At 62.7% G+C, this 26,687-nt stretch carries 30 protein-coding genes; 28 read left to right on the top strand and 2 right to left on the bottom strand.

Annotated elements, in window-relative coordinates; genetic code table 11:
- The first annotated feature begins 58 nt into the window (after positions 1–58).
- From AC15MQ_RS15715 to AC15MQ_RS15820, 22 genes are all read left to right on the top strand, one after another.
- A complete protein-coding gene (locus AC15MQ_RS15715) occupies positions 59–928 on the top strand; it encodes a 3',5'-nucleoside bisphosphate phosphatase (protein ID WP_287665549.1) in 870 nt (289 codons plus the stop codon).
- Positions 929–949: 21 nt separating this feature from the next.
- Positions 950–1,576, top strand: coding sequence for an L-threonylcarbamoyladenylate synthase (locus AC15MQ_RS15720; RefSeq protein ID WP_287654002.1), 627 nt, complete (start codon positions 950–952; stop codon positions 1,574–1,576).
- Between the two features lie 22 nt (positions 1,577–1,598).
- Positions 1,599–2,243, top strand: a complete 645-nt coding sequence (locus tag AC15MQ_RS15725) for a site-2 protease family protein (RefSeq protein ID WP_483080582.1) — start codon at positions 1,599–1,601, stop codon at positions 2,241–2,243.
- Between the two features lie 17 nt (positions 2,244–2,260).
- Positions 2,261–3,463, top strand: coding sequence for a tryptophan--tRNA ligase (locus tag AC15MQ_RS15730; protein WP_287654005.1), 1,203 nt, complete (start codon positions 2,261–2,263; stop codon positions 3,461–3,463).
- Between the two features lie 26 nt (positions 3,464–3,489).
- Positions 3,490–4,335 carry a segregation and condensation protein A gene (locus AC15MQ_RS15735; protein ID WP_287654006.1) on the top strand — a complete coding sequence of 282 codons (846 nt, stop codon included), beginning with the start codon at positions 3,490–3,492 and terminating at the stop codon, positions 4,333–4,335.
- Complete coding sequence (gene scpB, locus AC15MQ_RS15740) at positions 4,313–4,900, top strand: SMC-Scp complex subunit ScpB (protein ID WP_287654007.1); 588 nt, start codon at positions 4,313–4,315, stop codon at positions 4,898–4,900. Before AC15MQ_RS15735 ends, scpB begins: the two co-directional genes overlap by 23 nt.
- A gap of 127 nt (positions 4,901–5,027) precedes the next feature.
- Positions 5,028–5,861: a 23S rRNA pseudouridine(2605) synthase RluB gene (gene rluB, locus AC15MQ_RS15745; RefSeq protein ID WP_434735556.1), complete on the top strand. Its 834-nt coding sequence runs from the start codon at positions 5,028–5,030 to the stop codon at positions 5,859–5,861.
- Positions 5,862–5,991: 130 nt separating this feature from the next.
- The gene (gene rimP / locus AC15MQ_RS15750) at positions 5,992–6,459 is read left to right on the top strand and encodes a ribosome maturation factor RimP (protein WP_483080658.1); all 468 of its coding nucleotides are present in this window, start codon (positions 5,992–5,994) and stop codon (positions 6,457–6,459) included.
- 14 nt (positions 6,460–6,473) lie between these two features.
- The gene (gene nusA, locus AC15MQ_RS15755) at positions 6,474–7,946 is read left to right on the top strand and encodes a transcription termination factor NusA (RefSeq protein ID WP_287654009.1); all 1,473 of its coding nucleotides are present in this window, start codon (positions 6,474–6,476) and stop codon (positions 7,944–7,946) included.
- A gap of 19 nt (positions 7,947–7,965) precedes the next feature.
- Positions 7,966–10,920 carry a translation initiation factor IF-2 gene (infB, locus tag AC15MQ_RS15760; RefSeq protein ID WP_287665551.1) on the top strand — a complete coding sequence of 985 codons (2,955 nt, stop codon included), beginning with the start codon at positions 7,966–7,968 and terminating at the stop codon, positions 10,918–10,920.
- Positions 10,921–11,298, top strand: coding sequence for a 30S ribosome-binding factor RbfA (rbfA, locus tag AC15MQ_RS15765; RefSeq protein ID WP_287654012.1), 378 nt, complete (start codon positions 10,921–10,923; stop codon positions 11,296–11,298).
- 1 nt (position 11,299) lies between these two features.
- Positions 11,300–12,193, top strand: coding sequence for a tRNA pseudouridine(55) synthase TruB (gene truB, locus AC15MQ_RS15770; protein WP_483080583.1), 894 nt, complete (start codon positions 11,300–11,302; stop codon positions 12,191–12,193).
- Positions 12,194–12,240: 47 nt separating this feature from the next.
- On the top strand, positions 12,241–13,278 hold the full coding sequence (locus tag AC15MQ_RS15775; protein ID WP_483080584.1) for a quinone-dependent dihydroorotate dehydrogenase: 1,038 nt from the start codon (positions 12,241–12,243) through the stop codon (positions 13,276–13,278).
- A 97-nt stretch (positions 13,279–13,375) separates the two neighbouring features.
- A complete protein-coding gene (rsxA, locus tag AC15MQ_RS15780) occupies positions 13,376–13,960 on the top strand; it encodes an electron transport complex subunit RsxA (RefSeq protein WP_287654015.1) in 585 nt (194 codons plus the stop codon).
- The gene (gene rsxB, locus AC15MQ_RS15785; RefSeq protein ID WP_483080585.1) at positions 13,957–14,499 is read left to right on the top strand and encodes an electron transport complex subunit RsxB; all 543 of its coding nucleotides are present in this window, start codon (positions 13,957–13,959) and stop codon (positions 14,497–14,499) included. The genes rsxA and rsxB overlap by 4 nt, the downstream gene beginning before the upstream one ends.
- 10 nt (positions 14,500–14,509) lie before the next feature.
- A complete protein-coding gene (gene rsxC / locus AC15MQ_RS15790; protein ID WP_287665562.1) occupies positions 14,510–16,246 on the top strand; it encodes an electron transport complex subunit RsxC in 1,737 nt (578 codons plus the stop codon).
- The gene (locus AC15MQ_RS15795; RefSeq protein WP_287665926.1) at positions 16,246–17,265 is read left to right on the top strand and encodes an RnfABCDGE type electron transport complex subunit D; all 1,020 of its coding nucleotides are present in this window, start codon (positions 16,246–16,248) and stop codon (positions 17,263–17,265) included. The genes rsxC and AC15MQ_RS15795 overlap by 1 nt, the downstream gene beginning before the upstream one ends.
- Positions 17,262–17,951, top strand: coding sequence for an electron transport complex subunit RsxG (rsxG, locus tag AC15MQ_RS15800; RefSeq protein WP_287654020.1), 690 nt, complete (start codon positions 17,262–17,264; stop codon positions 17,949–17,951). Before AC15MQ_RS15795 ends, rsxG begins: the two co-directional genes overlap by 4 nt.
- Complete coding sequence (locus AC15MQ_RS15805; protein WP_287665564.1) at positions 17,948–18,637, top strand: electron transport complex subunit E; 690 nt, start codon at positions 17,948–17,950, stop codon at positions 18,635–18,637. Before rsxG ends, AC15MQ_RS15805 begins: the two co-directional genes overlap by 4 nt.
- Positions 18,638–18,662: 25 nt before the next feature.
- Positions 18,663–19,319, top strand: coding sequence for an endonuclease III (nth, locus tag AC15MQ_RS15810; RefSeq protein WP_287654034.1), 657 nt, complete (start codon positions 18,663–18,665; stop codon positions 19,317–19,319).
- Positions 19,316–20,437: an FIST C-terminal domain-containing protein gene (locus AC15MQ_RS15815; protein ID WP_332335829.1), complete on the top strand. Its 1,122-nt coding sequence runs from the start codon at positions 19,316–19,318 to the stop codon at positions 20,435–20,437. The genes nth and AC15MQ_RS15815 overlap by 4 nt, the downstream gene beginning before the upstream one ends.
- The gene (locus tag AC15MQ_RS15820) at positions 20,418–20,864 is read left to right on the top strand and encodes a DUF1841 family protein (protein WP_287665569.1); all 447 of its coding nucleotides are present in this window, start codon (positions 20,418–20,420) and stop codon (positions 20,862–20,864) included. The genes AC15MQ_RS15815 and AC15MQ_RS15820 overlap by 20 nt, the downstream gene beginning before the upstream one ends.
- 130 nt (positions 20,865–20,994) lie before the next feature.
- Here the strand turns inward: AC15MQ_RS15820 and AC15MQ_RS15825 are convergent, their stop codons facing one another.
- Together AC15MQ_RS15825 and AC15MQ_RS15830 are read right to left on the bottom strand one after the other, a co-directional pair.
- On the bottom strand, positions 20,995–21,372 hold the full coding sequence (locus AC15MQ_RS15825) for an Hsp20/alpha crystallin family protein (protein ID WP_287654024.1): 378 nt from the start codon (positions 21,370–21,372) through the stop codon (positions 20,995–20,997).
- A gap of 12 nt (positions 21,373–21,384) precedes the next feature.
- Complete coding sequence (locus tag AC15MQ_RS15830; protein ID WP_287654025.1) at positions 21,385–21,819, bottom strand: Hsp20/alpha crystallin family protein; 435 nt, start codon at positions 21,817–21,819, stop codon at positions 21,385–21,387.
- 150 nt (positions 21,820–21,969) lie between these two features.
- Here AC15MQ_RS15830 and AC15MQ_RS15835 point away from each other — a divergent pair, with 150 nt between their 5' ends.
- The 6 genes from AC15MQ_RS15835 (at position 21,970) to AC15MQ_RS15860 (ending at position 26,479) form a co-directional block, all read left to right on the top strand.
- On the top strand, positions 21,970–22,923 hold the full coding sequence (locus tag AC15MQ_RS15835) for a DnaJ C-terminal domain-containing protein (RefSeq protein WP_287654027.1): 954 nt from the start codon (positions 21,970–21,972) through the stop codon (positions 22,921–22,923).
- 3 nt (positions 22,924–22,926) lie between these two features.
- Complete coding sequence (locus tag AC15MQ_RS15840; protein WP_287654028.1) at positions 22,927–23,235, top strand: chaperone modulator CbpM; 309 nt, start codon at positions 22,927–22,929, stop codon at positions 23,233–23,235.
- Positions 23,204–24,214, top strand: coding sequence for a S1C family serine protease (locus tag AC15MQ_RS15845; protein WP_483080586.1), 1,011 nt, complete (start codon positions 23,204–23,206; stop codon positions 24,212–24,214). The genes AC15MQ_RS15840 and AC15MQ_RS15845 overlap by 32 nt, the downstream gene beginning before the upstream one ends.
- A gap of 188 nt (positions 24,215–24,402) precedes the next feature.
- Positions 24,403–24,714: a PepSY domain-containing protein gene (locus AC15MQ_RS15850; protein WP_483080587.1), complete on the top strand. Its 312-nt coding sequence runs from the start codon at positions 24,403–24,405 to the stop codon at positions 24,712–24,714.
- 75 nt (positions 24,715–24,789) lie between these two features.
- Entirely contained in the window at positions 24,790–25,401 is a 612-nt protein-coding gene (locus tag AC15MQ_RS15855) for a cytochrome b/b6 domain-containing protein (RefSeq protein WP_287665576.1), read from the top strand.
- 142 nt (positions 25,402–25,543) lie between these two features.
- Complete coding sequence (locus AC15MQ_RS15860; protein WP_483080588.1) at positions 25,544–26,479, top strand: alpha/beta fold hydrolase; 936 nt, start codon at positions 25,544–25,546, stop codon at positions 26,477–26,479.
- The last annotated feature ends 208 nt before the right edge of the window (positions 26,480–26,687 follow it).

The following is a 26,687-nucleotide window of genomic DNA, read 5'->3' on the forward strand; positions in this document are numbered from 1 at the left end:
GCGCTCATAGCACGTTGGACAAGGCTTTCGCTCGCACGATCTAGCCATATTCGTTATCATGCATAGTTACTTCCGCTGCCCATGCTGGTCCGTATCCGTGCTCAACTGCGATCTCCACTGCCATTCCACCTGTTCGGACGGTCTCTTGCCCGCTGCCGAGGTTGCCCGTCGCGCGGCCGCGAACGGTGTGGAGATGTTGGCGTTGACCGACCACGATGACCTCGACGGTCTGCCGGCGGCGCGTGCGGCTGCGGACGCCGTGGGCATGGCGTTTGTCAATGGTGTGGAAATCTCGATCGAATGGGAGGCGCTGCAGATCCACATTCTGGGGCTTGCCTTCAACCGCGCAGATCCGGCGTTGAACGCCGGCTTGGCGGCGATCCGTTCGGGGCGTATTGAGCGTGCGCGGCGGATGTCGGCCGAACTCGAAAAGGTCGGCATTGCTGGCGCTTTCGAGGGGGCGATGCGCTTCGCCGCCAACCCGAGCCTGGTCAGTCGTGCGCATTTCGGTCGTTATCTGGTGGAAATCGGCGTTTGCAAGGATCTGCGCAGCGTCTTCGAGTCGTATCTGGTTCCGGGTCGGCCGGGTTACGTCGATCACCGCTGGGCGACGCTGTCCGATTCGCTGCGCTGGATCCTGGGCGCTGGTGGGCTGGCGGTGGTTGCGCATCCCGGGCGCTACAAGCTGTCGCGCGCAGACATGCGGCGTTTTCTCGGCGAGTTCAAGGATCTCGGCGGGCAGGCGATCGAAGTCATGTCGGGCAGCCACACGGCGGAACATGTTGATGCTTTTGGACGCCTGGCCAGGGAGCATGACTTTCTGGCGTCGCGCGGTTCCGATTTTCATGGCCCGGGTGAAAGTTATGTCGATCTGGGCAAACTGGCGCCTCTGCCGGCGGGCTTGACGCCCGTCTGGCAGGCATTCTGAGCCTCGGTTGAGTGCGCTACGATGATACAGTATGTCACCATTCATCCCGACAACCCACAGGAGAGGCTGCTGCAAAAGGCCGTCGCGGTCGTTCGCCAAGGCGGCGTCATTGCCTTGCCGACCGACTCCAGCTATGCCCTGGGCTGCCACCTCGGCGACAAGGCTGCGGTCGAGCGCATTCGCAGCCTGCGTGGCGTCGATGATCGGCATCACCTGACGCTGATGTGCCGCGACCTGTCGCAGATCGGCCAGTTCGCACGGGTCGACAATGCCCGCTATCGCTTGCTGAAGGCGACGACGCCGGGCAGCTACACCTTCATCCTCGAAGGCACCCGGGAATTGCCGCGGCGCGTCCTGCACCCGAAACGCAAGACCATCGGCTTGCGCATTCCGGCGCACACGGTCACGCTGGCGCTGCTCGAGGCCCTTGGCGAGCCGTTGCTGACCTCGACGCTGATCCTCGCCGGTGACGAAGATCGGCTGACTGAAGGCTGGGAGATACGTGATCGACTCGACGGCCAGCTTGAATTGATCCTAGACGGTGGCCATTGCGGCATCGAGCCGACGACGGTCGTCGACCTGACGGGGGCACTGCCGGTGCTGATTCGTGCCGGGCTCGGCGCGCTGGCGCCGCTGGGACTGGACTAAGGAAGCGCGTATGGAACCGGCCATGATTCAGACCATCGCCATCGCCGCTCTGCCGATAATCTTCGCGATTACCCTGCACGAAGCCGCGCATGGCTACGCGGCACGCCACTTCGGCGATCCGACGGCGTGGCAGGCCGGACGGATCACCGCCAATCCGCTCAAGCACATCGATCTGGTCGGGACGATCGTCGTCCCGGCGATCATCCTGCTGGTCTCCGACAACAGCATTCTGTTCGGGTGGGCGAAGCCCGTACCGGTCGATTTCGGGCGCCTGCGGCATCCGAAGAGCGACATGTTGTGGGTCGCGGCGGCCGGTCCAGGCGCCAATCTCGCGATGCTCCTGCTCTGGGCGGCTGTGCTCAAGCTGACCTGGTTGCTGCCAATCAACTTCTTCAGCTTGCCGATGTCGGAAATGGCCAAGTTTGGTATGTCGATCAACATCGCGCTGATGGTGCTCAACCTCTTTCCACTGCCGCCGCTTGACGGTGGTCGCATCGCCGTCAGCCTGTTGCCGCGAGATGCAGCCTGGCAGTTTGCCAAACTTGAACGCTTCGGCTTTCCGATCCTGCTACTGCTACTGTTTACGGGGATTCTCGGAGCGTTGCTGACGCCGGTGATGCGTCTGGTCGGCGGCCTCGTCGAGATCATTTTTCAATTTCCTTCCTGAACTGACGAAGACAGAACATGTACGCAGAACGAGTTCTCTCCGGGATGCGCCCGACCGGCAGCCTGCATCTGGGCCACTACCATGGGGTGCTGAAGAACTGGGTTCGGCTGCAGCATGAGTATCCCTGCCTGTTCTTCGTCGCCGACTGGCACGCCCTGACCACCCAGTACGACGACCCGCGAGGCATCGTCAATGCCGCGTGGGACATGGTCATCGACTGGCTGGCGGCGGGTGTCGACCCGGTCCGGGCGACGCTGTTCATCCAGTCGCAGGTGCCCGAGCATGCCGAGCTGCATCTGCTGCTGTCGATGATGACTCCCCTGGGCTGGCTGGAGCGCGTGCCGACCTACAAGGACCAGCAGGAGAAGCTGGAGAACAAGGATCTGTCGACCTACGGTTTCCTCGGTTACCCGCTGCTGCAGTCCGCGGACATTCTGATCTATCGCGCCGACAAGGTACCGGTAGGTGAGGATCAGGTGCCGCATATCGAGTTTTCGCGGGAGATTGCGCGTCGCTTCAACCATCTCTACGGCCGCGAGCCAGGTTTTGAAGACAAGGCCAGGGAAGCGGTCAGGAAGCTGGGTGCGAAGCGGGCCCGCCGTTACGAGGAACTGCGTACACGTTTTCAACAGCAGGGCGAGCAGGCGGCGATCGGTTTGGCGCATGCCTTGCTTGACGAGGTGCCGGGGTTTGCGCATGTCGATCGCGAGCGGCTGTGCGGCTATCTCGAAGGCACCGGCAAGATGATTCTGGTCGAGCCCGGCGCGCTGCTGACCGAAGCCTCGCGCATGCCCGGTCTCGATGGCCAGAAGATGTCGAAGTCCTACGGCAACACGATCACGCTGCGCGAGGACGCCGCTTCGGTGACGCACAAGATCCGGCGGATGCCCACCGATCCGGCACGCATCCGCCGCACCGATCCCGGTGAGCCGGCCAACTGTCCGGTCTGGCAATTGCACCAGGTATACTCCGACGAGACTTGCCAGGCGTGGGTGGAGCAGGGCTGTCGCAGTGCCGGTATCGGTTGCCTCGACTGCAAGCAGCCGGTGATCGACGGCATCCTCAGGGAGCAGGCGCCAATGCGCGCGCGCGCGCAGCCATTTCTGGAGGATCCGAAACTGGTGCGCGAGATCATTGGCGATGGCAACAGCACGGCACGTCGCCTCGCCCGCGAAACGATGCGCGACGTACGTCAGGCGATCGGGCTGGACTTCAACTGAGCGCCGGTGCCGTTCTGCGCTTGCCGATGAGCGATACTGCCAGCGTCGAAGAGGCAGCGGCGGCGTCCCAGGACAGCGTGGTCAGTCCGCTGGCCATGATCTACGGGCAGCCACTGGCGCAGTTTCCGCGCGACCTGTACATCCCGCCCGACGCCATGGCGGTCATGCTCGATGCCTTCGAGGGGCCGCTCGACCTGCTGCTGTACCTGATCCGCAAGGCCAACGTGAATGTACTGGACATTCCGATGGCGCTGCTGACCGAGCAGTATCTGGTTTACGTGGAAGCGATGCGTTCGCAGAATCTCGAACTCGCCGCCGACTATCTGGTGATGGCCGCCATGCTGATCGAGATCAAGTCGCGGATGCTGCTTCCCCGCCCGAAAGCGGCGACCGGCGACGATGCCGAGGATCCGCGAGCGGAACTAGTGCGGCGCCTGATCGAGTACGAGCAGATGAAACTGGCGGCGCAGCAGATCAATGAGTGGCCGCAAGCGGAGCGCGATTTTGACTGGGTCGAGGTCTGGGTCGAGAAGGCCCTGCTGCGGCGCCTGCCGGAGGTCAGTCCGCTGGATTTGCAGAATGCCTGGCATGGCATTCTTCGCCAGGCCAGACTGCATACCCGCCACCTGGTACAGCGCGAGGAGTTGTCGGTACGCGAGCATATGGGCGTGATCCTGCGTCGTCTGCGCGAGGCCGGAGGCTTTGTCGACTTCGTCGATCTGTTTGATCCGACGCAGGGGGTTCCGGTGCTGGTCGTGCACTTCCTGGCGGTGCTCGAACTGGCGCGCGAGCATCTGCTCGAAATGACGCAGGTCGAGGTGTTCGCCCCGATCTACCTGAGGTTGACCGATGAGCCTGGCGACTTCCGATAACTCGCTGCCGGCCGATGCGCCGGAGGCTCCCGACGAATGGAAGCGGATACTCGAAGCGGTGTTGCTGAGCGCCCGCGAGCCGCTGTCGCTGGCCGAACTGCGAAAGGTGTTCGCCGACCGGATCGCTGGCGAAGTGCTGCGTGCACTGCTCGACGAGTTGCGCGCGGAATGGCGCGAGCGTCCGCTTGAGCTGTTGCAGGTGGCGAGCGGCTGGCGTTTTCGGACGCGTGCCGAGTATATGCCCTACCTGGAGCGGCTGAATCCTGAAAAGCCACCGCGCTACTCGCGAGCGGTGCTGGAAACCTTGGCCATCATTGCCTATCGCCAGCCGGTAACGCGTGGCGATATCGAGGACATCCGCGGTGTGACGGTTGCCACACAGGTGATCCGGGTACTCGAAGAGCGCGGCTGGATCGATGTCGTCGGTCATCGCGACACGCCTGGCCGACCAGCCTTGCTGGCGACCACCAGGAAATTCCTCGACGATCTCGGTTTGCGCAGCCTCGCCGAGTTGCCCGCGCTCGAACAGATCAATCCCACCCTGGACCTCGCAAATGCCCAATAACCGACGCAGACCTCCTGCCGACCCTCCTCGTTCACCACCGTTGTCCTCGTCGCCCGCAGCGACAGGAGGCCGACGGCGACCGGCTGCGCCTGCGTCTTCGCTCCCGGCCGACAATCCGCGTCATGCGTTGCGGACCACTACCGGGGAGTCGTCGCGGCGTAGCCGTCACCAGGAGCCCGTCGGCAAGCCGGAGCGACTGCACAAACTGCTGGCGAACAGCGGCATTGGCTCGCGCCGGGAGATGGAGGCGTTGATCGGCGCCGGACGCATCATGGTCAACGGCGAGACGGCCCATATCGGCCAGACGGTGAGTCCGGGCGACCGGATCAAGGTCAATGGCAAGCTGGTGCAACTACGCTTCTCCGACCGCCTGCCGCGGGTGATTCTTTATCACAAACCGGAAGGCGAAATCGTTTCGCGCAACGACCCGGATCATCGGCCGAACGTGTTTACCTCTCTGCCACGGATGTCGGCCGGACGCTGGGTGGCGGTCGGCCGTCTCGATTTCAACACCAGTGGCCTGCTGCTGTTGACCACTTCAGGGGATCTGGCCAATCGGCTGATGCATCCACGTTATCAGCTGGTTCGTGAGTACGCGGTGCGGATCCTTGGCGAATTGCCCGACGAAGCACGACTGCGCCTGCTGGAGGGCATCGAACTCGAGGACGGCCCGGCAAAATTTTCGAGCTTTCAGGAAGCCGGCGGCGAGGGGGCCAACCGCTGGTACCGCGTATCGCTGTTCGAGGGGCGAAACCGTGAAGTGCGGCGCATGTTCGAAGCCGTCGGTGTCGTTGTCAGCCGCCTGATGCGGGTCCGCTACGGCCCCTTCCTGCTGCCGCCTGGCTTGAAGCGGGGTCAGGTCCAGGAACTTCCCGAGGCGGAAGTGAAGAAGCTCCTGGCTGACTTCGGGATGGCGACGGCGCAGCCCGAGCGCCCGGCGCGGCGGTCGCGGGAACGTTGAGGTATCGCGATTGATCGCAGGCCGATTTACCTCTGCTGATATTTTCGTTATAATCCAAGGGTTTTCCGCTCGCCCCCCAGGGGGCAATTTTTTCGGGGATGGGCGTTTCGCCCATTTTTTGTTTGCAGCCATGGATATGCACGAAGTTCTTGAAAAGACGGTAACCGGCCTCGGCTATGAACTGGTGGACGTCGAACGAAGTCCGCACGGCCGCGTGCTGCGGGTGTTCATCGACAAGCCGGACAAGCCGCGCGGCGTTGATGTGGAGGATTGTGCTCTGGTGAGCAATCAGCTCTCACGCGTGCTGGCTGTCGAAAACATTGACTATGACCGGCTGGAAGTCTCCTCGCCGGGGATCGACAGGCCGTTGAAGAAAGCCACGGATTTCGAGCGTTTCGCGGGTTCCGAAATCACATTGAAGTTGCGCCTGCCGTTGAACGGCCGGCGCAACTTCAGCGGCGTACTGCACGGCATTCAGGATGGCAGGCTGCGTCTGCAGACCGATGCGGGCGAAATGGAGGTCGACCTGGTCAATATTGACAAGGCACGGCTGGTGCCCAAGTTCGACATGCTGAAATCGGGCGACAGGCTGGTTTAGGAGGTAATGAGGAAATGAGCCGCGAAATCTTGCTGCTGGTAGATGTCCTGGCACGTGAAAAGAACGTGACCAAGGATATCGTCTTCGGCGCGCTGGAAATGGCGCTGGCGTCGGCTACCAAGAAGCGTATCCACGACGACGCAAACGTCCGCGTTGCGGTTGATCGCGAAACCGGCGATTTCGAGACCTTCCGTCGCTGGGAGGTCGTTGCCGATCAGGACTTCCTTGACGAGGAGCAGCAGGTGCCGTTGTCGGAAGCGCAGGCGCAGGATCCCGAGGTCGAGATCGGGGATTACCTGGAAGAGGCTCTGGAGCCCATAGACTTCGGTCGGATCGGTGCGCAGGCGGCCAAGCAGGTGATTCTGCAGAAGATTCGCGATGCCGAGCGGGAACAGGTGCTGAGCGATTTCCTGGGTCGCAAGGAACATCTGGTGACCGGCACGATCAAGCGCATGGAGCGTGGCAACGCGATCATCGAAACCGGCAAGATGGAAGCCTTGTTGCCGCGCGATCAGATGATTCCGCGAGAGAATCTGCGCATCGGTGATCGTGTCAAGGCTTATCTGTTGCGCATCGACCGCTCGGCGCGTGGACCACAACTGGTCCTCTCGCGTACCGCGCCGGAATTCATTATTCAACTGTTCGCCTTGGAAGTCCCCGAAGTGGATGATGGCCTGCTGGAGATCAAGGCCGCGGCTCGCGACCCCGGTATGCGTGCGAAGATCGCGGTCAAGTCCAATGACCAGCGTATCGATCCCATCGGGACCTGTGTCGGGATGCGCGGTTCCCGGGTGACTGCGGTAACCAATGAACTGGCTGGCGAGCGTGTGGATATCGTCCTCTGGTCGGCTGACCCGGCACAGTTTGTCGTGGGCGCGCTGGCGCCGGCCGAAGTCAGCTCAATCATCGTCGACGAGGAAAAGCACAGCATGGACGTGGTGGTTGACGAGCAGAATCTGGCGATCGCCATCGGTCGTGGGGGCCAGAACGTTCGCCTCGCGTCGGAAATGACCGGCTGGACGATCAACCTGATGACCGAGGAAGAGTCGAAGACTCTGGTCGAGGCCGAAGCTGCGGCGATCCGCGTGCTGTTCATGGAAAAACTCGATGTCGATGAGGATGTCGCCAACATCCTCATCGACGAAGGCTTCTCGACCCTTGAGGAAGTGGCCTATGTGCCGCTGCACGAAATGCTCGAGATCGAGGCCTTCGACGAGGCAACGGTTCAGGAACTGCGCGAACGGGCACGTAACGTTCTGCTGACCGACGCGATCGTCACCGAGGAGAAGATCGGCGACGTCGCCGAGGACATGCTGACTCTCGAAGGGATGGACAAGTCACTGGCCGGTAAGCTGGCTGGTAGTGGCATCAAGACGCGCGACGATCTTGCCGATCTGGCCGTCGACGAACTTACCGAGATCACCGGCATTGATGCCCAAAGGGCCAAACAACTGATCACCACGGCGCGTGCGCACTGGTTCGAGTAAGCGGGAAAGAGGAATACATATGGCGCAAACAAGTGTTGCCCAATTTGCGACCCAGCTCAAGATGCCGGCTGGGGCGTTGCTCGAGCAATTGCAGAAAGCCGGTGTGGCCAAGAAGCAGGCAGATGATCTGCTGTCCGAGCAGGACAAATCCAGGTTGCTGGAGTATCTGCGTCGATCGCATGGGCCGGCGGACGCCAAGACCAAGATCACCCTGACACGCAAGGAAACGACCGAGATCAGATCTCACGACGCGCACGGAAAATCGCATACGGTGCAGGTCGAGGTGCGCAAGAAGCGCGTTCTCGTCAAACGGGATGTCTCCGAGGTGCGTGCCGAACGTTCCCCCGGGCAGCCGCTTCCGGCAGTGCCCGAAGCGGTGGTCGTTGCCGCCGAGGCGGTGGCTGAAACCAGAGCCGAAGCCGTGGTCGAAACGAGAGTCGAGCCGGCCGTTGAAGTCAAGACGGCGCCACCCAGCGAAGTGAAAGCTGTGCCCCTGGTTGAAGCCAAGGCAGTACCGATTGTCGAAGTGAAGGCAGTGGAGCCCGTGGTCGAAGTACGGGCCGTGCCCGCTGTCGAAGTGAAAACGGCGCCGCCGAGTGACGTCAGGGGCAAGGGTAAGGGCAAGGCAACTGCCGACGCACCGGTGCGTGGCGCTGCCATAGCCGCCGATACGAGAATCGAGCCAGCAGTCGCTGCACCCGACGCCAGGGCGGGCGCCAAGAAGGTGGTGACGCGCGCCTCGATCATTGGTGAAGAACAGCAGCGACTGCGCGCCGAGGAAGAGCGGCGCAACGCCGAACTGCGTGCCCTGCAGGAGGCCGAGTTCAAGAGCAAGCAGCAACGCAGCGCCGATCTCGCTCGACTGAAGCAGGATGCGGAAGAAAAGGCGATCGCCGCCAAGGCCGCGGGGGTTGCCAAGCAGGTTGCCGCACAGACGGCGAGTGATCGGCCAACGGAAGACAAGACGCTGCACAAGCCGGTGGCCAAGCCAGCGACCACCGACAAGAAGGTGCCGGACAAGAAAGCGCCCGAAAAGAAGGTGGCAGACAAAAAAGGCCAGTGGAAGAGTGAAGGGGCCAACAAGCGGCCCGGACTGAAGACGCGCGGCGCGACCGGTGGCACTGGCTGGCGAGACAGCAAGCATGGCAAGCGAGCGGGTCGCGGCGGTGGCGACGAGGACGAGCAGCATTCCTTCCAGTTGCCGGTCGATCCGGTGGTTCATCAGGTGTACGTGCCCGAAACCATCTCGGTCGCCGATCTGGCGCACAAGATGGCGGTCAAGGCAACCGAAGTGATCAGGGCACTGATGAAGATGGGCTCGATGGTGACCATCAATCAGGCACTCGATCAGGAAACGGCGATGATCATCGTCGAAGAAATGGGTCACAAGGCTTTCGCGGCCAAGCTCGACGATCCCGATGCCTTCCTGGATGACAGCTCCGCTGAGCAGAAAGACGTTCCGCTTGAGTCGCGAGCCCCGGTGGTCACGGTGATGGGACACGTCGACCATGGCAAGACATCCTTGCTCGACTATATTCGCCGTACCCGCGTCGCCAGTGGCGAGGCGGGTGGCATTACCCAGCACATCGGTGCCTATCATGTGCAGACCGACCGCGGCATGGTGACATTCCTCGACACGCCGGGTCACGAGGCGTTTACCGCCATGCGCGCACGCGGGGCCAAGGCCACCGATCTGGTCATTCTGGTGGTGGCGGCTGACGACGGCGTGATGCCGCAGACCCGGGAAGCGATTCACCATGCGAAAGCGGCCGGAGTGCCGATCGTGGTGGCAGTGAACAAGATCGACAAGCCGGGAGCTCAGCCCGAGCGGGTGAAACAGGAGTTGGTTGGCGAACAAGTGGTGCCGGAGGAATATGGCGGCGACGCCCCCTTCGTCAGTGTCTCGGCCAAGACCGGCGTGGGTATCGACGAACTGCTCGAAAACGTCCTGCTGCAGGCCGAGGTACTGGAATTGAAGGCGCCGAGGAATGCGCCGGCCAAGGGCCTGATCATCGAGGCCCGCCTGGACCGTGGGCGCGGGCCAGTGGCCACGATGCTGGTGCTGTCCGGAACGCTGCGCCAGGGTGACGTGTTGCTTGCCGGCCAGGTGTTTGGTCGCGTGCGGGCAATGCTTGACGAAAACGGCAAGGTCATCAAGGAGGCCGGTCCGTCGATTCCGGTCGAAATCCTGGGTCTCTCGGATGTCCCGGCTGCCGGGCAGGAAGCCGTGGTACTGGCAGACGAGCGCAAGGCGCGCGAGATCGCCCTGTTCCGTCAGGGCAAGTATCGCGATGTCAAACTGGCAACCAAGCAGGCAGCGAATCTCGAGAGCATTCTCGATCAGATGACGGAAGCGGAAGCCAAGGTTCTGGCACTGATCATCAAGGCCGACGTACAGGGCTCCCAGGAAGCACTGGTGCAGTCCCTGCAGAAGTTGTCGACCGGCGAAGTCAAGGTCAACGTCATTCACGCGGCGGTGGGCGCGATCAGCGAGTCCGACGTCCATCTGGCGCAGGCTTCGAAGGCGGTCATCATCGGCTTCAATACGCGTGCCGACGCCGGTGCACGCAAGGCGGCAGAAACCGCCGGCGTCGATATCCGCTACTACAACATCATCTACGACGCGGTGGATGAAGTGAAGGCTGCACTGTCCGGCATGCTTTCACCCGAGAAGCGGGAGGACATCACCGGTCTGGTCGAGATCAGGCAGGTGTTCCGCGCCACCCGCATCGGCACCATCGCCGGCTGCTACGTGCTTGAAGGAGTGATCAAGCGGAGCTCGCGTGCGCGTCTGCTGCGCAACCACATCGTCGTCTGGGATGGCGAAATCGAGTCCTTGAAGCGTTTCAAGGAGGACGTCAGGGAGGTTCGCGGGGGCTTTGAATGCGGCCTCTCACTGAAGAATTTCAGTGCCTACGAGGAGGGCGACCAACTCGAAGTGTATGACGTCACGGAAGTTGCCAGGACGCTGTAAGTGGCTACCAACAGGGGGTTTTCCCGACGGGACCGGATTGCCGAACAAATTCGGCGTGAACTTGCCGAGGTGATCCGGACCGAACTCCGGGACCCGCGCGTCGGGATGATCAGTCTGACCGATGTGCAGGTGAGTCCCGACTACGCGCACGCCAAAATCTTCTTCAGTAGCCTCGCCGGCAGCGACACTCTCGAATCGGTGCAGGAGGGCCTGGAAAAGGCCGCAGGATTTCTGCGCAGCGAGTTGGGCAAGCGCATCAGCATTCACATGACGCCACAACTGCATTTCGTGTTCGACGAATCGCTGGAACGCGGCGCGCAGTTGTCGAAGCTGATCAGCGAGGCCGTGGCGATCTCGGATCAAGACCATCAGGCCTGAATTGACCGCCAGGAAGGCCTGGCGGCGCGTGGATGGCGTGCTGCTGCTGGACAAGCCGACCGGCATGTCGTCGAACTCGGCGTTGCAGGCCGCACGGCGTCTCTTTTCTGCGGCCAAGGCGGGGCACACCGGTACGCTCGATCCTCTGGCCAGCGGTCTGCTGCCGCTTTGTTTCGGTGAAGCCACCAAGTTCTCGGTCGACCTGCTCGCGGCCGACAAGACCTATGAAGCCGAACTCCAGTTCGGGGTCAGGACCGACACCGGTGACGCCGACGGGGCGGTGATCATGCACTGTCCGGTGGATTTTGGAGAGAGCGAACTCGCAGCCGCTCTGCCCCGTTTCCGTGGGCCGATTCGCCAGATTCCGCCGATGTACTCGGCGCTGAAGCGCGATGGCAGACCGCTCTACGAGCTGGCCCGCCAGGGTATCGAAGTCGAGCGCGAGGCGCGTGAGGTGACGGTACACGAGTTGCGGTTGCTGAATTTTTCGGGCGACCGCTGTCGCTTGCGCATCGCCTGCAGCAAGGGTACCTATGTGCGCAGCCTGGCCGAGGATCTCGGGGCTGCGCTCGCTAGTGCAGCGCACCTGACCGCCTTGCGACGAGTCGCGGTCGGCGCGTTGTCGATTGTCGACGCGGTGACCCTCGATCAGCTTGCCGAAATGCCGGAGTCCGATCGTGCGGCCTGGCTATTGGCGCCAGATACGCTGCTGCAGAGTCTGCCGGCGGTATCTCTCGATGGGCCGGCGGGGTTACGTTTTGTGCACGGAAATCCGGTCACTACTGCCGCACTCCCCGGGCGATGCCGAGTCTATGCCGACGCGTGCCTGCTCGGCCTCGGCGAGGTCGATGAAGTGGGGAACCTGCGGCCGCGCCGCGTCCTCAGCGTGCGCTAGAGCCCGCAAGCGAGGCGTTGTCCGCTGCGATGCGGTAAAATGCGCGCATGTTGTATTCCCTGTTGCGCCAGTTGTTGTTTACCCTGGACCCCGAGACCGCGCACGGCATCGGCATGGCTGGCGTCGACTGGCTCAAGGCAGCGCGAGCGACCTGCCTTGTGGCCAGGCCGGTGCCGCCGGATCCGGTATCGGTCATGGGGATCAATTTTCCCAATCCGGTTGGCCTGGCCGCCGGTGTGGACAAGAACGGCGAACACATCGACGCGCTGGCCGCGCTTGGTTTCGGCTTCATCGAGATCGGTACCATCACCCCGCGTCCGCAGCCGGGGAATCCCCGACCGCGCCTGTTCCGCATTCCGGAAAGGCAGGCAATCATCAATCGCATGGGTTTCAACAACGACGGCGTTGACCAACTGCTGGCCCATGTCGACGCTGCCGATTTCCCGCGCCGTGGTGGCATCCTGGGCATCAATATCGGCAAGAACTTTGATACCCCGATCGACAAGGCCGCCGACGACTATCTATTCTGTCTCGAACGCGTCTATGCCGCGGCCAGTTACGTGACGGTCAATGTCTCCAGCCCAAACACCAGGAATCTGCGTGAATTACAGCGCGACGAAGCGCTCGATGCCCTTCTCGGAAGCCTGAAAAGCCAGCAGTCCCGGCTCGCCGATCGGCATGCCAAGTATGTGCCGCTGGCATTGAAAATTGCCCCGGACCTTGACGACTCGCAAGTCGATGCGATCGCAGCGCTGCTTTGCCGGCATCGCATGGACGGCGTGATCGCCACCAATACCACGCTCGCACGCGTCGGCGTCGAAGGCTTGCCTAACGCCGAGCAGGCGGGTGGTCTGTCCGGCGCACCGCTCCTGGCGATGTCAAATGCGGTCCTCAACAAACTGGCCATTGCCCTGGCCGGCGAAGTGCCGATCATCGGTGTCGGCGGCATCATCAGCGGTGCTGATGCTGCGGCGAAAATCGCCGCTGGTGCGCGGTTGGTGCAGTTGTATACGGGCTTCATCTACCGCGGCCCCGAACTGGTCGCAGAAGCGGCGGCGGCGATCGCCAGGCAACACCGTGTTTGAGTTCCGATAGCGGTACACATAACGTGGTTGTATGCGCGCACCTGACAAGGGATAATCGCAGCGCCCTGGAGTGCACTGCCTCCTGCTCACGCGAACCATGACCCACTATCTGTTCATCATCATCGGCGCTGTCCTGGTCAATAACGTTGTCCTGGTCAGGATTCTCGGCCTGTGCCCGTTCATGGGCGTCTCCAAAAAGTTGGAGACGGCTTTCGGCATGGGCGCGGCGACGACCTTCGTGCTCACCGTCGCCACCGGTGCCAGCTACGTCATCGACCACTACCTGTTGATGCCCTTCGGGCTGGAGTACCTGCGGACCTTGTCCTTTATCGTCACCATTGCCGCCATTGTCCAGCTCACCGAGATGGTGATCCAGAAGACCAGCCCCCTGCTGCACCAGGTGCTTGGCATTTACCTGCCGCTGATCACCACCAACTGCGCGGTACTCGGGGTGCCGTTGCTGAACGTGGCCAACAAATACAACTTCGTCGAGTCTCTTCTCTTTGGTGCCGCCAGCGCGATCGGCTTTTCGCTGGTCCTCGTGCTCTTTGCGGGTATCCGCGAACGCGTCGAGGGCGCCGATGTGCCGACCTGTTTTCGTGGTACGGCCATTGCCATGGTCACCGCCGGGCTGATGAGCCTGGCTTTCATGGGTTTTGCCGGGCTGGACAAGTATCAATGATCACCACCCTGGCGATCATGGCGCTGGGCGCCGTCGTGCTGGGTGCTGCGCTCGGCTATGCGTCGATCAGGTTCAAGGTCGAAGGCGACCCGCTGGTCGAAAAGATCGAAGCCATCCTGCCGCAGACGCAGTGCGGCCAGTGCGGTTATCCGGGTTGCAAACCGTACGCCGCAGCCATTTCGGCCGGCGAGGCGGAAATCAACCTGTGCCCCCCTGGCGGTATCGATGGGGTGCGCAAGCTGGCCGATCTGCTCGGTCGCGAAGTCAAGCCGCTGGAGGCAGAGGAGAAGCCGAAGCAGGTGGCATTCATCGACGAACAGACCTGCATCGGCTGCACATTGTGTATCCAGGCCTGTCCGGTGGATGCCATCGTCGGAGCTGCCAAGCAGATGCACACCATCGTCGAGCCGCAGTGCACGGGCTGTGAACTGTGCGTCAAGCCCTGTCCGGTCGAGTGTATCATCATGCAGCCGATCGCCGAAAACATTGACAACTGGAAATGGAAATATCCGGTGATCGAAATCAAGCGGGCGGCCTGAGTTGCCCGGAATGTTGCAGCAACTGTTCAGTTTCAAGGGGGGCGTCAAGCCACAGACCCGCAAGGCGCCTTCGGTGCAGTCGCCGATTGGTCAGGTGCCGATGCCCTTACGCTTGTACGTGCCGCTCCACCAGAGTCTCGGCGGTGCGCCGAATCCTCTGGTGCAGGCCGGTGAACAGGTGCTCAAAGGGCAGGTGATCGGTGCTGCCGACGGCTGGATGTCGGCAGCGGTGCATGCGCCGACGTCCGGCACCGTGCTGGCTGTCGAGCAGCATGTGGCCGCGCATCCTTCCGGCCTGCCGACCTTGTCGGTGGTCATCGAGCCGGATGGTCGTGAGCAGTGGATTGCCCGTACGCCGCTCGACCACCGCAGTCTGGCTCCCGAACGTGTGCGCGAGCTGCTGCGCGACGCGGGCGTCGTGGGCCTTGGCGGGGCTGTTTTTCCGAGCCATGCCAAGCTGACCGCGGCCCGCACCGTGCCCGTCGAACACCTGGTGATCAATGGCGCCGAGTGCGAGCCTTTCATGACCTGCGACGACCTGCTGATGCGCGAGCGTGCCGAGGAGATCGTGCGCGGCGCCGCCATCTTCCGTGACCTGCTGGCGGCCCGAAGAGTGCTGATCGGTATCGAGGACAACAAGCCCGAAGCCGTTGCCGCCATGCAGCTCGCGGTGCGGCGCCTTGGCGAGGACCATGAAGTGGTTGCCGTCCCGACACGCTATCCGGCCGGCGGCGCCAAGCAGTTGATCCGTGTGCTTACCGGCAAGGAAGTTCCGGCCAGCAAGCGCTCGACCGAGCTCGGTGTGCAGTGTTTCAACGTGGCCACGGCCTATACCGCCTATCGTGCACTGGCCCATGGTGAGCCGGTGATTTCACGCATCGTCACCCTGACCGGCAATGTCGAACAGCCGCGCAACTGGGAAGTGTTACTCGGTACCCCGATGCGGGATGTGGTCGCGCTCGGCAAGCCGAAAGCCGACACCAGCCGCTATCTGATGGGCGGGCCGATGATGGGTTTTGAAATCGGTGACCTCGCGGCGCCGGTGGTCAAGGCTACGAACTGCATTATCGCGGGTTCGCCGAACCTGTTTCCGCCGAACCCGCCGGAGATGCCGTGCATCCGTTGCGGCGCCTGCGCCGACGTTTGTCCGCACGAGTTGCAACCCTTTGAACTGTACTGGTTCGCGCGCGCCCGGAACTTCGGGAAGACTCAGGAATACCATATCTTCGACTGCATCGAATGTGGTTGTTGCAGCTACGTCTGCCCATCGCACATTCCGCTGGTGCAGTACTTCCGCTTTGCCAAGAGTGAAATCTGGTCGCGCGAGAAGGAAAAGCAGGCTGCGGACGCCGCCAAGGCGCGTTTCGAACTGCGCAACGCGCGTGCCGAGCGCGAGCAGGCCGAGAAAGCCGAGCGATTGGCCAAGGCTGCTGCCGCCAGGACCTCAGAGAAGAAGGTTGCACCGGCGCAAGCCGAGACGGTCACGTCTGCGGCGTTGCCGGCTGCTGAGGCGGCGCCGGCGACCGACGCCGAGGCGGTCAGGAAAGCCAAGATTGCCGCCGCGATGGAACGCGCCCGTGCCCAGCGCGCAGCGGTGCTCCCCCGCAACACCGAACAACTGACCGCCGAACAGAAGCAGGAGATTGCCGCCATCGAGGCCAGACGGCTGGCGCTACTGACTTCGGCCGCCCAGCCGGCAGGCTCCCCCCCGGAAGCCCTGACAATACCGGAGCACCCCACCGAGTGATGGACTTCTCCACACCGCCCTACGTGCTCGCGCAGACCAGTGTGCGACGGGTGATGCTGCAGGTTCTTGCCGCACTGCTGCCCGGGATCGCCGCGTACGTCTGGCTGGTCGGCGCGAGTATCGTGCTGCAGCTCCTGATTGCCAGCCTTGCGGCGCTGGTTGGAGAGGCGCTGATGTTATGGGTTCGTGGCAAGCCGCTCACGCTGTTCCTGAGCGATGGCAGCGCGCTGGTCACCGCCTGGCTGATTGCACTGGCATTTCCACCCCTGGCGCCGTGGTGGCTGGTCGTTGTCGGAACCCTCTGTGCGATCGTCGTCGCCAAACACCTCTACGGCGGACTGGGGCAGAATCCCTTCAATCCGGCGATGATCGCCTTCGCCGTATGCATTGTCTCGTTCCCGGCCTTGATGTCGCAATGGCCGGCGCTCGGTCTCAAGCTGAGTCTCGCGGAACAGGTCCAGATCATTGCCGGTCTTGCGCCGCGCATCGACGTGATGAGCGGCGCTACCCCGCTCGACGCATTGAAGACCGGTTTGAAACTCGGCGAGGGCAACGTCGATGTGCAGACCTTGTTGAGCAGCCAGGAGATGTTCGGCAATTTCGCCGGTCGTGGCTGGGAGTGGGTCAGCGCCGGTTATCTTTTCGGTGGGTTGTGGTTGTGGCAGCGAAGGATCGTTGGCTGGTATGCGCCGCTCGGCTTCATCGCCGGCCTGTCGCTGCTGGCTGGCGCCTTATGGGTCTGGAACCCGCAGCAGTTCGCCGATCCGCTGTTTCATCTGTTTTCCGGCGGCGCGATGCTGGGCGCTTTCTTCATCGTCACCGATCCGGTCTCTGGATGTACGACGAGCAGGGGCAAACTGATTTTCGGTTTTTCGGCCGGATTGACCACCTACATCATTCGCGTCTTCGGCGGCTATCCGGACGGCGTCGCGTTTGCCGTTCTGCTGCTGAATCTCTGTGTGCCGCTGATCGACATGTACACTCAGCCGCCGATTTTCGGCATGAAGAACGAGCGATGACGCTGCCGGTGAGGACACCACCTGCCGCTGCCCGCATGGCGGTGCGCACGGCGGTCATCCTGTTGATCTTCGTGGTGGTGTTCACCAGTCTGCTGGCTGCCGCTTTCCTGTGGACCCAGCCGGCGATCGAAGCCGCGGCGGCGACCGAAAAGATGAAACTGATCGCGGAGGTGCTGCCGCGAGAAGTCTACGACAACGATCTCCTGCAGGACCGCCTGCAACTCGCGCCCATCCCCGCTCTCGGCCTCGACGAGGCGTCGATGGCGTATCGCGCACGCAAGGCCGAGAAGCTCAGTGCACTGGTCTTCGAAGCCGTTGCACCTGATGGTTATTCGGGAAAAATCCGGCTGTTGCTCGCCGTCGCTGCCGACGGCACGCTGCTCGGCGTGCGCGTCACGCAGCACAAGGAGACGCCCGGCCTCGGCGACTACATCGACCCTCGCAAGGACAAGAACAAGGAACATCCCTGGATCAGTCAGTTCGACGGCCTTTCATTGGCGAATGTGGTCGACCGGGAATGGCGGGTCAGGAAAGACAATGGTCGCTTCGACTCGGTTGCCGGCGCAACGGTCACGCCGCGAGCCGTGATCAAGGCCGTGCACAAGGCGTTGCGCTACGTCGCCGAGAATCGCGGGCAACTCTTTGCTGATGCCCATTCGATGCCAGGTCCAGGAGGGACGAGATGATCAGCCGCGAAGAATTCCGCCAGATCAAAGCCAACGGTGTCTGGAACCAGAACACCAGCCTGGTGCAGATTCTTGGCCTTTGTCCTTTACTGGCGGTGACCACCAATCTGGTCAATGGCGTCATGTTGTCGCTGGCGACGATCGTCGTCATGGCGATCTCCAATGCTGCCGTGGCCTCGCTGCGCAACCTGATTCCGCATGAGATTCGCATCCCGGTTTTCATTCTCATCGTCGCGGCCCTGGTGACCGTCGTCGATCTGGTATTCAACGCCCAGTTCCATGACCTCTACCTGGTGCTGGGCATTTTTATCCCGCTGATCGTCACCAACTGTATCGTGCTCGCCCGCGTCGAGGCCTTCGCCAACAAGAATCCGCCTCTGCAATCGATCTTCGACGGCGTTTTCATGGGTGTCGGCATGTTATGGACGCTGGCCTTGCTCGGTGGTCTGCGCGAGTTGATCGGCGCCGGCACGCTGTTTTCAGGGATCGACATGGTTTTTCCGGCACTGCGGCCACTGCAGTTGTTGCCGACCGACTACCCTGGCTTCCTGCTGACGATACTGCCACCCGGAGCCTTCATCCTGCTTGGCTGCCTGATTGCCTGGAAGAACTGGGTCGAAGCCCGCGCAGCTGCGCGCAAGACCGGCTCGCAGCATTCGCCGCTGACGGCCGCCGACCATGCCTGAGGAGGCGGTGCCGGGGTCGCAGAAGATGGACAGCACACGCTGTCATGACCTCTTCGTCCGCCTGCGGACCGCGAATCCGGACCCGCTCACCGAACTGACCTACGCTACGACCTTCCAGTTGCTGATCGCCGTCATCCTGTCCGCGCAGGCCACCGACAAGAGCGTCAACCTCGCCACCAGCCAGCTCTTTGCCGACGCGCCAACCCCGCAGGCCATACTGGCTCTTGGTGAGAGCGGCCTGGCCGGGTACATCAAGCGCATCGGCCTCTATCAGGGCAAGGCCCGGAACATCATCGCCACTTGTCAGCAGTTGCTCGCCCGGCATGCTGGCGAGGTGCCGTGCTCGCGCGTGGCCCTTGAAGCCCTGCCGGGGGTTGGCCGCAAGACGGCCAATGTGGTCCTCAACATCGCCTTTGGTGAGCCGACAATTGCCGTCGACACGCACATTTTCCGGGTCGCCAGGCGTACCGGCCTGGCCGTTGGCAGGACGCCACTGGCTGTGGAGCGCGAACTGCTTGAGGCGGTGCCCGAAGAGTTCAGGCATTCGGCCCATCACTGGCTGATCCTGCATGGGCGCTACGTCTGCAAGGCGCGCCGCCCCGAGTGCTGGCGCTGCGACATCGCCGACCTCTGTGCCTATCCCGAGAAGAGTGCTGACGCGGCTGCGGCACCCTCCCGATGAGCGTTGCCAGCGCCTTGGTCGTGGGCAACGACGCGCTGCCCGCGCTCGCTGAAGAAGCCTTTCGGCAAGCACTTGCCAAGACCGCTGAACGTCAGGCCAACGGTGTGCTGCTGTTTCTGACCCCGGACTTCTCGCGGGACGCGCAGCGCACCGTCACCGCCGTGGCGCGTGCGGCGCGCTGCATCCAACTCGCCGGGGGCATTGCTGCCGGCGTTTTCACCGAAAGCGGTTGGGTCCTCGATCGACCGGCCGCCGCGGTGATGGTGTTTGCCGGTCGCCTCGCATTGGGTCATCGGGAAGCCACCGCAGATTCGGTCGAGCCAAGCCTGAGCTATGCAGGCAGCCATTTTCCGTGCGCCTGGGGCGATGCACGCGAGAAGCATTTCGGTGGCAGCTTCGCCGGGCACCCAGGGCACGTCGAACCCGTTGCCTGGCAGCAAAGCCGTCTGGCCGGACACTGCAACGTGCAGATTTTTGGTACCCGGATCGACATCGGCGTCTCCCGGGGTTGGCGCCTCCTCGGCGAGCCGACAGCGGTCGATAGCAGCCGCGCTTACGATCTGCTCAGGATGGGTGGGGAAAGTGCGCTCGAACAATTGCTGCGCTGCCTGCCGGGGAACCATCACAGGCAGGCGAAGCTGCCTTTGGCTTCGCTGTGCGCCGTCCTGATCGACGACCTGGGAAGTGTCGGCGAGCGATATGCCTTCGACGAAGCCGCCTATCACCCGATTGCCATCATCGCGGCGAACCCGGACAAGTCGCTGACCCTGGCCGAGCGTGTGGCGCCGGGGCAGCGACTCGCCTGGGCGATGCGCACACCACAGGCGACCGCCGCAGACATGCACCGCAGCGTCGACCGCCTGGCAGTCGCAGTACCCGATCCGGTGGCGGCGATCATGTTCTCCTGTATCGGCCGCGGCCCCTATTTCTACGGCGGCGAAGACCATGACGTCGACTGCATACGTCGCCGTTTTCCAGGCTTGCCGTTGATCGGCAGCTACGGCACCGGGCAGATCGCGCCGCGCCCGGGGTGCGGCAGTCGCTTGCTGCAGAATGCCGTGGTCACCGCCTTGATCAGCACCTCAACAGCGAAAGCCGATGTTCAATCCCAGTCGTGATCAGGTACGTCAGTTCTTCTGCGAAGCCTGGCGAAAGTATCGGGAGCGCGTGCTTCTGGAAGGCGCCGAGGTCACGGCCGCCGATCTGATCCTGCACCATCCCGAATACCACGCCCTCCTCGAAAACCCGACAACCGCGCTGGAGCAGGAATTTACGCCCGAGAACGGGCAAATGAACCCCTTTCTCCACCTTTCACTGCATCTGGCTGTCGCCGAGCAGATCAGTATCGACCAGCCGCCCGGAATTCGTGCCGCCTACCAGACCCTGCGCGGTCGCCTCGACGTGCATGCAACTGAACACGCATTCCTCGAATGTCTCGGCGAAGCGCTGTGGCATGCTCAACGGCAGGGTGCACCGATTGATGCGACCGCTTACCTCGAATGCTTGCGGCGTACCGCTGCCGGGGGGATCCGCAATTCGCCCTGAGCGGCCGACATCGCGGAGGTACGAGAGGTGCTGGCGGGGAATATCCACAGTCTTCAGGAGCCAGTTCCCTCTGGTGGTCCTGGCTTCGGGATGTGTTTCGGCGGGCGGGGTGTGCCCCCGCCCGTGCGGATCACAAGATCTTGACCTCGACCTTGCGTGGTTGCGCGTGTTCGGCTTTCGGGATCGCGAGTTTAAGTACGCCGTTCCTGAACTCGGCGCTGACCTTGCTCGCGTCGAGTTCCTTGGACAGGGTGAACACCCGACGGTAACGCGGCAGGCTGACTTCGGCGTGGCTGGCTTCCATGCCGCCTGGCATTTCCAGATCGATCTCACCTTCGATCGTCAGCGTGTCGGCCTCCACATGCAGATTCAGCTTCTCCTTGGGTACACCGGGCAGGTCGGCGTACAAGGTGATTCCCGAAGCGTCCTCAACGACATCGACCGGCGGCAGCAGCGCGGCTTCGTCCGCGGTGGTTTCTTTCTTGACGGCGGGGCTATTGTCGGACATGTTCGATCCTCCTTACTGAATGGTGATACGGCGTGGTTGCGCGGACTGCTTGCGACCGATACTGATACGCAGCACGCCGTCGCGGTACTTGGCGTCTACGGCGTTGGCATCGACATCGTCGGGCAGGGTGACCACTCGCCGGAAGCGGCCGTCGAAACGCTCGTCGATGTGCACCGTGGCCTCTTCGCCGGGCAAGTCACGCTTGCGCTCGCCGGCAACCGTCAGCACACCCTTTTCGATCTGCACGTCTAGAGTGGCCGGGTCGATACCCGGCGCGAAGGCGAAGATATCAACCGACTGCGGTGTGCCGCCGACATTCATCGCCGGGAATCCGCCACGGGCGATACCGCGGATGCTCGGGGAAAGGTGGAAAGCCTGTTGCATTTCGCGCTGCAACCGGTTGAGTTCCGCCAAAACGTCGCGGGGAAACAGGGAGCGGTACATCATGTTCAGTCCTCCTTACGATGGTTAGGGGCGCCAAGACTGGCGCTGCGATTGCTATTTGGGGGCCTTTCGATAGACTTCAATATCCTGATGGCGATGCCCGTCTGCATTTGCTATCTTTGGGCCACCACCGTTGTAAATTGAGGATCGCGTATGGAATTCAAGGACTATTACCAGATTCTCGGGGTGCCGCGCGAGGCCACGGCGGAGGAGGTGAAGAAGGCATTCCGCAAGTTGGCGCGCAAGTATCACCCGGATGTTTCCAAGGAAGCCGACGCCGAAGCGCGCATGCAGGAACTCAACGAGGCCAATGCGGTGCTCTCCGACCCCGAGAAACGAGCCGCTTACGACCAGTTGGGGCGTGGCTACCAACCTGGACAGGACTTTCAGCCACCGCCCGACTGGGATGCCGGCTTCGAGTTTTCGGGGCGCGGTTTTGCGCCGGGCGAAGCCGCCGATTTTTCCGACTTCTTTGCCGAGCTTTTTGGTCGCATGGGTGGCGCGCGCGGCTTTGCTCCAGGCCAGCGAGCACATTTTCAGGCCCGCGGCGAAGACCACCATGCCAAGGTGCTACTGGACCTCGAAGACGCGTTCACGGGCGCCACCCGCCAGATTTCCTTGCGAGCGCCGCGGACTGACGCGCAAGGGCGCGTCACGCTCGATACACGTACGCTGAACGTGAAAATCCCGCAAGGCGTGTATGCCGGCCAGATCATCCGCCTGGCCGGCCAGGGTGCGCCGGGCAGCGGCGGCGCAGCGGCCGGAGATCTGATGCTGGAAGTCCGTTTCAGGCCGCATGCACGGTTCCGCGCGCAAGGGCGCGATCTCTCTCTCAGCCTGCCGGTGGCGCCGTGGGAGGCGGCCCTGGGCGCGGTGGTGGCGGTCGCCCTGCCGCAAGGCAGTGTCAAGGTCCGCATCCCCGAGGGCGCGCAGAGCGGGCGGCAATTGCGGGTGCGCGGCAAGGGTATCCCGGGCACGCCGCCGGGCGACCTGCTGCTCGATTTGCAGGTGGTACTGCCGCCAGCTGCCACGGCGAAAGCACGCGCCCTGTACGAAACCATGGCGCGGGAACTCGCCTTCGACCCACGCCAACAAGAGAGGACCTAGGCCATGCGTGACGAGGAGATCCTGATCGGCAGCCTGATGGAGAATAGCTGGCTGACCCTGGAACAGCTGGCCGCCGCGTGTACCGTCGAACCCTCGTGGCTGCTGCGCCATATCGAGGAGGGGCTGTTCCCTCACGCCGAGAGCGTCGCCGGTGTGTGGTGTTTTTCCAGCCCCAGCCTGCGGCGCGCGCGACGCATGCGACAACTGGAACGCGATTTCGAGGCGGTACCGGAACTGGCGGCACTGGTGGCGGATTTGATGGAAGAACTCGACGACCTGCGTGCCCGCGTCCACTCTGCCGGCCCCGGATAAGGCGAGCGATTGTCCTGATCACCACATCGAATTGTTCGAACACGCTCGCGATTCGGTGGTGTTCATCACGACCAAGGCGCAGGTCAGGGATTACTGGACACGTAACGTGTTTACGGTGCCACGTGGTGCCGGCTCAGGGTTTATCCGGGACGCTGCGGGACATGTGATCACCAACTATCACGTCATCGAGAACGCCAGCGAAGCGTCGGTCAAACTCGCCGACGGACGCAGTTACCAGGCGTTGCTGGTAGGGGTTTCGCCAGCACACGATATTGCCGTCCTCAGAATCGGTGTCGGTTTCAGGCGGCCGCCGGCGGTCCCGATTGGTCGCAGCGCCGATCTGAAGGTCGGGCAGAAGGTGTTTGCCATTGGCAATCCGTTTGGTCTCGACTGGACCCTCACGACTGGCATCATTTCGGCCCTCGACCGCTCCCTGGGCGGCGAGAAGGGTGGCACGATAGAGCATCTGATCCAGACCGACGCCGCGATCAACCCCGGCAATTCGGGGGGGCCGCTGCTCGACTCGGCGGGGCGACTGATCGGCATCAACACGGCAATCTACAGTCCCAGTGGTGCAAGCGCCGGGATTGGCTTTGCCGTCCCCGTTGATACGGTGAATCGCGTCGTGCCGCAACTGATTGCCGGTGGCAAGTATGTACGACCGGTCGTGGGCATTGAAGGGGACGAGGGTCTCAACACCCGTCTGAAGAGGCTGATGGGGGTCGAAGGCGTGGTCATCCTGCGTGTCGCCCCAGGTTCTGCCGCGGACATCGTCGGGCTCAAGGGGGCCACGCTCTCCCCGGATGGCGGCATCGTGCCGGGAGACGTGATTACCGCAGTCGATGGCAAGCCGGTGGACTCGGTTGGCAAACTGCTCGCTCGCCTCGACGAACACCGCATCGGTGACCGTGTGCCTTTGGAAGTGCTCAGGGCAGGGCGCAAAGTCGAGGTAACGGTGGTGCTACAGCCGGGGGTGTGATCCGGTCCGGCCGTGCGCAGCGTCGATGGTGACACGGGTGCGTTCGCCGAAGCGTGGTCAGGATCTGTCGGGCGACTAAGATTGACTTAAGGATGGCAGGTTAGAGTGGCACTGTGCTGGCCCGGAACAACGACCGGAGCAGCATGGCCACGGCTCCCACCCTGCAGTATTACTGAAAGACATTACGAATGAACAAGACGACCACACTTCGCGCCGCTGCCCTGTTGGTGCTGGCCAGTGCCTTTGCCGGCACCGCCTTTGCTGCCGACGCCAAGAACGCACCTCCCGCCACCGTGGCGGCTCCCGTACAGACCATCACCAAGGAGCAGGCCGTCGAGATGGCGCTCAAGGCGCATCCGGGTGAAGTGACCAAGGTCTACGAAGATACCAAGAAGGGCAAGAAGACCTGGGAAGTGAAGATCAACGGCAGCGACGGCAAGAAGTGGGAGGTACACTACGAGATCAGTACCGGGGCGCTGGTTGCCGCAGACAGCAAGTAATCCGCCAGGCAACTATCGCCTGATCGATTGACCTCCCTCTCTGCCGTCGGCGGGGAGGTACTACTAGAACGAGCCATGAGTGCTATCGATTTGCCCGAGATTCCGGTCTGGGATCCGCTGGTCCGCGTGTTTCATTGGACCTTGGTCATCAGTTTCTGCGCGGCCTACCTCTCCGAGGGTGAGTTGTTCGAAGCACTCCAGGACCGCCTGAGCGGTGAGTGGCTGCAACTTGTACATGTTTGGGCCGGATATCTGATTGCCGGCTTGTTGCTCTGGCGGGTGGTCTGGGGTTTCGTCGGCCCACGCCATGCCCGCTTCAGCGATTTCGTGCGTGGCCCGCGCGAGAGCTTCGGCTATCTCAAGGACGCGCTGACCCTGCGCGCCGCACGCTACCTGGGGCATAACCCTGCCGGTGGCGCGATGATCGTCGCTCTGCTGCTGAGTCTGGCCGCAACCATTGTCACCGGTCTGGCACTGTACGGCGCGGATAAGGCAATGGGACCGCTGGCTGCGCTGCTGGTCGAGAGCAGTGACGCAACGATCGACGCCATCAAGGAAGCGCACGAGGCAGCGACCAACTGCACACTGTTGCTGGTCGCCGGACATCTGCTCGGGGTGGTTTGGGAGAGTCTCCTGCACCGCGAGAACCTCGTGCGCGCGATGATCAGCGGGCGGAAACGCGCCTGAGCAGTCCAGTGTGCCATGACGGGCGTCGCTGCCGGGGTTACCGGTCTTGGCGTGGGGTGTCGGCGATTGACTTCCTTCACTGGATCCGGGGATACTCGGGATACTCTGATGAACCGAAGTTGAACGATCAAAGGGCTTAATCATGGCGATACTCAAGGATTTCGAGGAACTGGTGGTCAGCGCGCGGCGCGGGCAAGAGGCCGGCTGCCGCCTGCAGGCGATGCGCGAAGGATCGGTGTCGTGCCTGGGCCCGCATGGGTTGCACCGCATGGCCTACACTGAGTGGGGCGATCCGGCGAATGAACGCGTGCTGGTCTGTGTGCACGGCCTGACTCGCAACGGGCGTGACTTCGACGTTCTGGCCAATGCGCTGGCCTGCGACTATCGGGTTGTTTGTCCGGATGTGGTGGGGCGTGGGCGCAGTGATCGCCTGTTCTTTTCCGACGACTACGCCTTGCCGACCTACGCCAACGACATGATGGTATTGATCGCGCGCCTTGGTGTGGATTCGGTGCACTGGCTTGGGACCTCGATGGGTGGGCTGATTGGCATGTTTCTCGCGAGCCTTCCGGGCTCGCCGATCAGTCGCATGGTGCTCAACGATGTTGGGCCGCTGATCGCCCTCGACGCGCTGCAAAGGATTGGTGAATATCTCGGCAAGGCGCCGGATTTCGCAGACCTCGCCGAGGCCGAAGCCTATGTGCGTCTCGTCTGTGCACCCTTCGGCAAGCTTACCGATGCGCAATGGCGCTACATGACCGTGGTCGGAACGCGCCCGAAGCCGGGTGGCGGTTTCGAGATGAGCTACGACCGGGCCATCGCCGCGCCTTACCAGAAGGCTTTCCTGGAAGCCAAGGAAGTCAGTCTGTGGCCCATGTACGATGCCATTCGTTGCCCGACGATGGTGCTTCGCGGCGCCCAGTCGGACATCCTCTTGCATGCCACGGCGGTCGAGATGACCACCAGAGGGCCACAGGCGAAACTCGTCGAGGTGCCGGACGTTGGCCATGCACCGATGTTCCTAGAGGAATCGCAGGTGCGCATGGTCCAGGATTTCCTGCTCGCGGCTCCTGGCTGAACGCTGGTCTGTGACCATTCTGCCGGTCAGCATCGGAGCCGGCAGCGGGAGCAAGGCCCGGAACCACCTTGAACCAAGGATGGTTCTTCGGGATTTCCGGAATTGGGATACCAGCAGAAACGGGGACCAGCAGAAACGGGGACAAAAAAAGCGCGGAACCGAAGTTCCGCGCTTTTGAATCTTGTCCCCGCGAGTGCCGTCAGGCCGG

The organism is Candidatus Accumulibacter propinquus, from assembly GCF_056856495.1.

Coding starts and splice junctions, on each gene's coding strand:
- rsxC (WP_287665562.1), top strand. CDS start 14,510: ATGTTGCAGCAACTGTTCAGTTTCAAGGGGGGCGTCAAGCCACAGACC.
- AC15MQ_RS15725 (WP_483080582.1), top strand. CDS start 1,599: ATGATTCAGACCATCGCCATCGCCGCTCTGCCGATAATCTTCGCGATT.
- AC15MQ_RS15850 (WP_483080587.1), top strand. CDS start 24,403: ATGAACAAGACGACCACACTTCGCGCCGCTGCCCTGTTGGTGCTGGCC.
- AC15MQ_RS15715 (WP_287665549.1), top strand. CDS start 59: ATGCATAGTTACTTCCGCTGCCCATGCTGGTCCGTATCCGTGCTCAAC.
- AC15MQ_RS15825 (WP_287654024.1), bottom strand. CDS start 21,372: ATGTCCGACAATAGCCCCGCCGTCAAGAAAGAAACCACCGCGGACGAA.
- AC15MQ_RS15795 (WP_287665926.1), top strand. CDS start 16,246: ATGGACTTCTCCACACCGCCCTACGTGCTCGCGCAGACCAGTGTGCGA.
- AC15MQ_RS15835 (WP_287654027.1), top strand. CDS start 21,970: ATGGAATTCAAGGACTATTACCAGATTCTCGGGGTGCCGCGCGAGGCC.
- AC15MQ_RS15840 (WP_287654028.1), top strand. CDS start 22,927: ATGCGTGACGAGGAGATCCTGATCGGCAGCCTGATGGAGAATAGCTGG.
- AC15MQ_RS15775 (WP_483080584.1), top strand. CDS start 12,241: ATGTTGTATTCCCTGTTGCGCCAGTTGTTGTTTACCCTGGACCCCGAG.
- AC15MQ_RS15830 (WP_287654025.1), bottom strand. CDS start 21,819: ATGATGTACCGCTCCCTGTTTCCCCGCGACGTTTTGGCGGAACTCAAC.
- AC15MQ_RS15720 (WP_287654002.1), top strand. CDS start 950: ATGATACAGTATGTCACCATTCATCCCGACAACCCACAGGAGAGGCTG.
- AC15MQ_RS15805 (WP_287665564.1), top strand. CDS start 17,948: ATGATCAGCCGCGAAGAATTCCGCCAGATCAAAGCCAACGGTGTCTGG.
- rsxG (WP_287654020.1), top strand. CDS start 17,262: ATGACGCTGCCGGTGAGGACACCACCTGCCGCTGCCCGCATGGCGGTG.
- infB (WP_287665551.1), top strand. CDS start 7,966: ATGGCGCAAACAAGTGTTGCCCAATTTGCGACCCAGCTCAAGATGCCG.
- rimP (WP_483080658.1), top strand. CDS start 5,992: ATGGATATGCACGAAGTTCTTGAAAAGACGGTAACCGGCCTCGGCTAT.
- AC15MQ_RS15815 (WP_332335829.1), top strand. CDS start 19,316: ATGAGCGTTGCCAGCGCCTTGGTCGTGGGCAACGACGCGCTGCCCGCG.
- AC15MQ_RS15820 (WP_287665569.1), top strand. CDS start 20,418: ATGTTCAATCCCAGTCGTGATCAGGTACGTCAGTTCTTCTGCGAAGCC.
- AC15MQ_RS15860 (WP_483080588.1), top strand. CDS start 25,544: ATGGCGATACTCAAGGATTTCGAGGAACTGGTGGTCAGCGCGCGGCGC.
- AC15MQ_RS15855 (WP_287665576.1), top strand. CDS start 24,790: ATGAGTGCTATCGATTTGCCCGAGATTCCGGTCTGGGATCCGCTGGTC.
- nusA (WP_287654009.1), top strand. CDS start 6,474: ATGAGCCGCGAAATCTTGCTGCTGGTAGATGTCCTGGCACGTGAAAAG.
- scpB (WP_287654007.1), top strand. CDS start 4,313: ATGAGCCTGGCGACTTCCGATAACTCGCTGCCGGCCGATGCGCCGGAG.
- AC15MQ_RS15735 (WP_287654006.1), top strand. CDS start 3,490: ATGAGCGATACTGCCAGCGTCGAAGAGGCAGCGGCGGCGTCCCAGGAC.
- nth (WP_287654034.1), top strand. CDS start 18,663: ATGGACAGCACACGCTGTCATGACCTCTTCGTCCGCCTGCGGACCGCG.
- AC15MQ_RS15730 (WP_287654005.1), top strand. CDS start 2,261: ATGTACGCAGAACGAGTTCTCTCCGGGATGCGCCCGACCGGCAGCCTG.
- rsxA (WP_287654015.1), top strand. CDS start 13,376: ATGACCCACTATCTGTTCATCATCATCGGCGCTGTCCTGGTCAATAAC.
- rsxB (WP_483080585.1), top strand. CDS start 13,957: ATGATCACCACCCTGGCGATCATGGCGCTGGGCGCCGTCGTGCTGGGT.